General features: G+C 71.2%; 6 protein-coding genes. 1 reads left to right on the forward strand and 5 read right to left on the reverse strand.

Annotation, left to right across the window (positions count from 1 at the left end):
• Positions 1-83: 83 nt before the first annotated feature.
• The 5 genes from ACIQVZ_RS38800 to ACIQVZ_RS38820 all read right to left on the reverse strand — a co-directional run bounded on the left by ACIQVZ_RS38800 (position 84) and on the right by ACIQVZ_RS38820 (position 5,973).
• Positions 84-2,957 (reverse strand): amino acid adenylation domain-containing protein, encoded by a 2,874-nt coding sequence (locus ACIQVZ_RS38800; protein WP_402456835.1) that lies wholly within the window; start codon positions 2,955-2,957, stop codon positions 84-86.
• 74 nt (positions 2,958-3,031) lie between these two features.
• Positions 3,032-3,856 carry an SDR family oxidoreductase gene (locus ACIQVZ_RS38805; protein WP_402456842.1) on the reverse strand — a complete coding sequence of 275 codons (825 nt, stop codon included), beginning with the start codon at positions 3,854-3,856 and terminating at the stop codon, positions 3,032-3,034.
• Entirely contained in the window at positions 3,856-4,566 is a 711-nt protein-coding gene (locus tag ACIQVZ_RS38810; protein WP_402456837.1) for a thioesterase II family protein, read from the reverse strand. Before ACIQVZ_RS38810 ends, ACIQVZ_RS38805 begins: the two co-directional genes overlap by 1 nt.
• 343 nt (positions 4,567-4,909) lie before the next feature.
• Positions 4,910-5,467, reverse strand: coding sequence for a transposase (locus ACIQVZ_RS38815; RefSeq protein ID WP_402456844.1), 558 nt, complete (start codon positions 5,465-5,467; stop codon positions 4,910-4,912).
• Positions 5,434-5,973: a winged helix-turn-helix domain-containing protein gene (locus tag ACIQVZ_RS38820; RefSeq protein WP_402456839.1), complete on the reverse strand. Its 540-nt coding sequence runs from the start codon at positions 5,971-5,973 to the stop codon at positions 5,434-5,436. The genes ACIQVZ_RS38815 and ACIQVZ_RS38820 overlap by 34 nt, the downstream gene beginning before the upstream one ends.
• Positions 5,974-6,039: 66 nt before the next feature.
• Between ACIQVZ_RS38820 and ACIQVZ_RS38825 the strand changes: the two genes are divergently transcribed.
• Positions 6,040-6,615 (forward strand): hypothetical protein, encoded by a 576-nt coding sequence (locus ACIQVZ_RS38825; RefSeq protein WP_402456841.1) that lies wholly within the window; start codon positions 6,040-6,042, stop codon positions 6,613-6,615.
• Positions 6,616-6,643 lie beyond the last annotated feature (28 nt).

Raw genomic sequence — 6,643 nt, forward strand, 5'->3', positions numbered from 1 at the left:
CAGCCCGGCATCCACACACACCAGCGCCGCCCCCGATCGTCGGAGGCGGCGCTGGTGTGTGTGGACTCGGACGGTGCGCAGGCTCAGCGCGCCGCCGCGCGAACCACCTCGATGAACTGTGCCGCCACGGAGTTGCGGTAGAAGTCCTGCATGGACACCCGAGGCAGGCCCTGCTCGTGCAGCTCGCGCAGCAGCCGGACCACCAGCAGGGAGTTGCCCCCCAACTCGAAGAAGTTGTCCCGCAGGCCCACCGGGGCGTTGAGCAGCCGCTCCCACACCGCCAACACGGCGGCCGCGGTCGGATCGGCCGCCTCGCCCTTCGCCCCGCCCGGTCCGTCGGCCGCGTCGGCGGGCCGGACCGGCTCCTCGGTCACCTCGGTCACCTCGGCGAGCGCGGCCAGATCGGCCTTGCCGTTGGCGGTCAGCGGGATGGCTTCGATCCGGGTGAAGGTGGCCGGCAGCATGTACTCGGGCAGCATCCCGGCGGCGTGCGCGCGCAGCTCGTGAGCGTCCAGCCGTCCGCCGCCGCGGACCACGAAGTGCGCGTCCAGGCGGGCGGTGTCCCGGTCGCCCTCGGTGCCGTAGCGCAGCGCCACGGCCGCTGCGGCCACCGCCGGGTGACCGAGCAGCACGCCGCGGATCTCGTCCAGCTCGATGCGGTGGCCGCGGACCTTCACCTGGCTGTCGATCCGGCCCAGGTGGTCCAGCCGGCCGTCGGGCCGAAGCCGTCCCAGGTCGCCGGAGCGGTACACCCGCTCACCGTCCGGGTCGGTGACGAAGCGCTCCGAGGTCAGCTCGGGCCGGTTCAGGTAGCCCTGGGCGACGCCGGCACCGCCGACGTAGATCTCCCCCGCGACCCCGGCCGGCAGGACCCTGCCCCGCGCGTCGCGCACCGACAGGGACCACCCCGGCAGTGCCCGGCCGACGCTGCGGCTGCCGGCCACCACCTCGGCCGGGGTCAGGGTCTGCTCGGTCACGTGCACCGTGGTCTCGGTGATGCCGAACATGTTCGACAGCCGGCAGCTGGTGTGCGAGTGACGAGTGAACCAGGCCGCGAGCATGCCGGTGTCCAACGGCTCGCCGCCGAAGACCACCAGCCGCAGCGCCAGCCGGCCGTCGCGGCGCGCGTCGGCCTCGATGAACTGGGCGAAGGCGGACGGCGTCTGGCTCAGCACGCTGACCTGCCGTTGCTCGACCAGGTCGTAGAAGACCTCGGCGTCCCGCGACGCCCAGTACGGCACCACGACCAGCCGCCCGCCAGTCAGCAGACAGCCCCAGATCTCCCACACCGAGAAGTCGAAGGCGCAGGAGTGGAAGAGGGTCCAGGTGTCGTCGGAGCCCAGCCCGAACTCCGCCACCGCGGCCTCCACCAGGGCTGCGACGTTGCGGTGCGGGACCACGACGCCCTTCGGCCGGCCGGTCGAGCCCGAGGTGTAGATCACGTAGGCCGGATCCGTGCCGTCCGGCCGGACCGGCTCGGTGGCGGGCCCGCCTGCACCGTCGGCCAGGCCGTGCAGTTCTTCGGGCGAGACCACCCGGACGCCGCCCAGCTCCGGGAGCACGCCCGGCAGGGCGACGGCGATCTTCGCGCCCGCGTCCTCGACGGTGTAGCGCAGCCGCTCCGCCGGGTAGCGGATGTCGACCGGCACGTAGGCGCAGCCCGCCTTGAGGACGCCGAGCAGCACCACGACCAGTTCGGCGGTGCGCTCCAGGCCGACCACGACCATGTCCCCGGGCGCGGCACCGAGCGTCCGCAAGCCCGCGGCCACCCGCTCGGCTCGCCGGTCGATCTCCGCGTAGCCGAGTTCGCCGTCCTCGTCGACCAGCGCCACCGCCTCCGGCTGCCGAGCGGCGACCCGGGCGAACAGTCCGGGCACGGTGCGCTCCGCGTCCGCCTCGGGGTGCCCGACGGCGGGCGTGGCGCCGGCGCGCAGCAGGCGCTCACGCTCGGCCTCCCCGGTCAGCTCGACGTCGGCCAGCCCGAGGTCCGGGGACGAGGCCAACTGCCCGGCCACATGGACGAGATGAGCGGCCAGGTCGCGGGCGACGCGCGGGTCCAGGTCGCTCTCCCGGTAGCGGAGGGTGCCGCGGACGGTTCCGTCGGCGTCGCGCCGCCAGACCACCAGCACGGGCAGCGGCGGCGCCAGGAACGGGCGGTAGCGCTCCCTCGCCCGGTCCTCCTCAAAGACGGCGCCGATCCACGGGTTCACCCTTCCGGCCGGCACGCCGTCCGCAGCCTGCGGGTACTGGGCGAGGTGCTCGCGGACGGTCTGCCCGTCCCGGCAGTCCACCTGGTGCACCCAGTGGTCGCTGCCGGCCTCGGCGGAGGACCACACCGCCAGCTCGACCACCGTCGAGCCGCTGTGGCGGGCCACGGTGACGGCCATGGCCGCCAGCAGCAACCCGTCCGTGACGGTGAGCGCGCCCAGCTCGACGGCGATCTCGCCGAGCCGTCCACGCGCGTCCGCGTCTCCGAGGCCCCACTCGGGGGTGGTGTCCGGGCCCGGGTGAGGCAGCGATGCGACAGCTGCGGGTACGTCCCCGGCGTTGGCCGCCGACTGTTCGGCGGCTGGCCCCCCACTCGTCAGAACCCTTGCAACGTATCGCAGTTCGTTGCCGGACAGGGCCGACCGCCGGGCGACCAGGACCAGGTCGGCCGGTCCGTCCGCGTATTCGAGCAGGACGGCGCGCAGCGGGTGGGCGGCGGCATGCAACGGGCGCTCCGCCTCGGTGCGCACCCGCTCGTGCGCGGCCGGGTCGTCGTGTGCGACTCCCATGTAGTCGTGCCAGATCCGCAGCCCGGCCGCGGCCGGGTGAGAACCGGCCGCCACCTGCGCACGCTCGTGCATCGCGTCGGCGGTGACGTCGCCGCCGAGCCGCACGGTGAGACTGTGGCAGCCGCCGGCCTCCTGGCCGGCCTGCCCTGCGGCCACGCGGTAGCGCAGGCCCTGTGCCATGAGGACTCCTGAAATGTGGGCGCCGGCCTCGCCATGCGGGCGGGCCGGAGCGTCGCCGTCGATCTGCCTGCCGCTCACTTCGCCACGAAGCCGCCGTCCACGGTCAGCGTGCTGCCGGTGACCTGGGCCGAGTCGCGGCCGGCCAGCCAGAGGGCGGCGCCCGCGATGTCCTGCGGCTCGATCAGCCGGTTCATCGGCTGGGACCGGGTGAAGATCTCCTCGTGCTCCTCGACCGCCACCTCCAGGGAGCGGGCGATCTCGGCCAGCATCCGACCTTCGACCAGCGGATCGTCCCGGACGGATCCGGGGCAGAGGGCGTTCACCCGCACCCGAAAGGGCGCGTAGTCGAGGGCCGCCGCCTTGGTGAGGCCGATCAGCCCGTGCTTGGCCGCGACATACCCGGCGAAGTTCCGGTAGCCCACCAGGCCGGCGGTGGAGGAGACGTTGACGATGCTGCCCTCACGGCGCGCGACCATGGCCGGGGCGAACGCCTTGATCATGTGCCAGGCGCCGGACAGGTCGGTGTCGATCATCAGCTGCCATTCCGCACTGCTGATCTCGTGCGTTGCCTTGCCCGAAGGGGCCGCGATGCCCGCGCCGTTGACGAGCACCTGGACCGAGCCGAAACGCTCCAAGGCCCGCTCGGCCACCGACTCGCATGCCTCGAGGCTGCGTACGTCGGCGGCCTCGGTGACGACACTGGCGCCGCGCTCGCGGCACAGGTCGGCGGTGTGCTCGAGTTGGTTCGCACTGCCGAGCGGGTAGGGCACCCCCGCGAGCTGACCACCGAGGTCGACCAGCACCAGGTCCGCGCCCTCCTCGGCGAACCGGACGGCGCAGGCGCGGCCCAGTCCGCGGGCCGCCCCGGTGACGACTGCGGTCACCCCCTTGAGCTGCATCACCGGCCGTCCTTGCCGGCCAGCGTGCTGCTGATCCCCGCCAGCAGCGGGTCGGCCGCGTCGACCAGGTACATGTGCTGCCCGGGGATCTCCACGTAGGCGAACGCCCCCGTGGTGGCTTCGGCCCATTGCCTGGCCTGGTCGGCGTTCACCAACTCGTCCTGGGCGCCACGCAGTGAGGTGATCGGCGCGCCGATCGGCTCCCGGTCAGCGGGCTGGTAGTTCTCGTGCATCTCGACGTCCGCGCGCAGCAGCGGCAGCAGGAGCTCCCGCAGCTCCGGCTCGTTCAGTGCGTCGTGCCGGTAGCCCGCGAACTGCTCGACCTTGGCGACGAACTCGTCGTCACCCAACCCGGTGGCCCGCTCCTCGCGCCCGCTCCACGGACCGGGCGAGCCACTGACGAAGATGTGCTCGGGGCCCCTCCCGTCGAGCAGGATCAGCTGCCTGGCCACCTCGAACGCCAGAATGGCGCCCAGGCTGTGCCCGAACAGCGAATAGGCGTCGTATTCGCGCACCTGCTGGACGATCCTCGGTGCGAGTTCCTCTGCGGCGGCGACCGCGTCTTTGTACATCGGTTCGGCGAACAGTTCCTCCCGGCCCGGCAGCTGGACCGCGACGATGCTCGGGCAGCCGTCCGGAAGGTCTTTCCAGGCTCGGTAGAAGCCCGCGCCGCCGCCCGCGAAAGGAAGGCATACCAGTGCCCGGTTCATAGGTGTTCTCCCTGGCCGTGTTCTTCGAATTCCCCCGGCCGGTGGGCGGATCCACAGAGCTCCCGGCGTCTGCGGAGTAGGGGGTGTCGGCAGCCACCGACTGTACTGATCACAGGTGTGGGTCGACCAGGCACCGGCGATCGCCCGATCGGTGATCACGGCACGCGCCCGTATCCCCCGACGTACAACTGATGCCCCGGCTCAGTTGAACACCGTGCCGAAGTCCCACCGACGCAGCGTTCAAAATCCGACCCTTGAAGTCCGGAGCCATTTCTCACTAACCTTGCTCTTTTCTGACCTCCCGCTACTGGACCTGAAACCGTGGTGTCGGGTCTGGTCGTGATCAACCGTCCATGATCAGACCCGCGCTCGTGAGGCAGCCATCGATCAGGTGGGGGCGGTACTGGATCTTCTTGAGGCTTCGCTTGACGGACTTGGCCAGGTGGTCGACGTTGACGACGGCGAGGTTGCCGATCACTCGTTTCATCAGCGCCCAGATCCCTTCCTGCTGGTTGATATCCGGTGCGCACGACGGGAGTTGGAAGACGGTGAGCCAATCGCTGTTCGCAGCGGTGAACTCCTTCATCTGCGGCATCAGATGGGCGGAGAGGTTGTCCCAGACCAGCACGATCGGGCCGCCGAGCTGGGTGCGGGCCCGGACGATCAGGTCTCGGTAGTCCTGCCAGCTGAACGCCTTCGGCTCGCCCTTCCGACCCCGATGGACGCGGAACTTATAGATCAGCCGGGAGCGTTCGCCCTTCTTGTAGCAGGCCATCCCGGCTATGGAGACCCGCCCGGATCCCCTGCCACGGACGTGGACCACGGGGGTTCGGCCCACGCGGCCCCTGGTTCTGGCACGCGGCGGTCTCAGCGTCTGGGCGGCTTCGTCCTCGAAGACCAGCCAGGCTCCGCGAGCCGCCGCGGTGCTTTTACCGTGGACCACACCTCCGTCCTCCACAACTCGACGGCCGCCTCGTCGCGTTCAATCGCCCGCCGGGCCGGCTGCTGCCACGACCAGCCGTGACGCTTGAGCAGGGCCCACGTGCCCTCCACCGTGTAGGTCACGTGGAACATGCGCCCGATGAGAGTCTTGATCCTGGCCAGCGTCCAGCGCTGGTCCTCCCACCCGCGGGCCAGCGGTCCACGTTCCAATTCGCGCTCAAGTCGCTCGACTTGCGCGGCGCTCAGCCTCTGCCGGCCCGGCGATCCCTTGGAGACGACCCCGGCCTCGCCGTGCTCCCGCCACCGCCGGCACCAGCGCTCCACCGACCGCTCCGAGACCCGCAGCGCGGCAGCGATCTCCCGGTTCTTCTCCCCAGCCTCGAACCGGGCCACGGCCTGCAGCCGCACCCGCTCCCGAGCAGCCCTCTCGGTGTCGGTCAAGCCGCCGCCCTGTGCGTATCTCACAGCCCGAGAGCTACCGGTGAGGTTCCCCCGAGGTGCGGAAGGTTGCCGGACATGGCCTGATAGGTCGTGAGAAGGGAGCCTTCCGCACCTCGGGGGAACCTCGACCCGGGCCCCACCAGCAACACCGAACACGCCTACGTCACCACTTGGGACGGCAACCGCTGGACCACCCAGCAGATCGACGAACCCCCTGGCACCACCAGCACCCTCCTTACCGCACTGTCCTGCCCGTCAACCACTCACTGCACCGCGATCGGCTTCACCGTGACCGGCCCGAACCTGACCGCCCTGACCGAGACCGGCTGGCACCTCCTCACCCCGGCCACCACCAACAGCCCCACCACTACGCTCACCGACATCTCCTGCGCCACCCCCGCCAGGTGCCTGGGCGTCGGCAGCACCACAACCGACAGGCACACCCGCTCCGCAGCCGAGATCCTGAACGCCGCTGCCTGGACCACCGACACACCGCTCGACGCGCCGGGCGCCCGAACCGGCTACTTCACCACCGTCTCCTGCTCCCAGCCCGCCGACTGCACGGCCATCGGCACAGAGCTGCCCAGCACCACCATCGTCATGGCCCAGCACTGGGACGGACACCACTGGACCCAACAGCCACTGCCCATGCCTGCAGCCCCGTAGAACACCGATGACCGCGGCGGGCAGCAGC

The sequence above is a fragment of the Kitasatospora sp. NPDC098663 genome (assembly GCF_044760075.1).
Taxonomy (GTDB): Bacteria; Actinomycetota; Actinomycetes; order Streptomycetales; family Streptomycetaceae; genus Kitasatospora.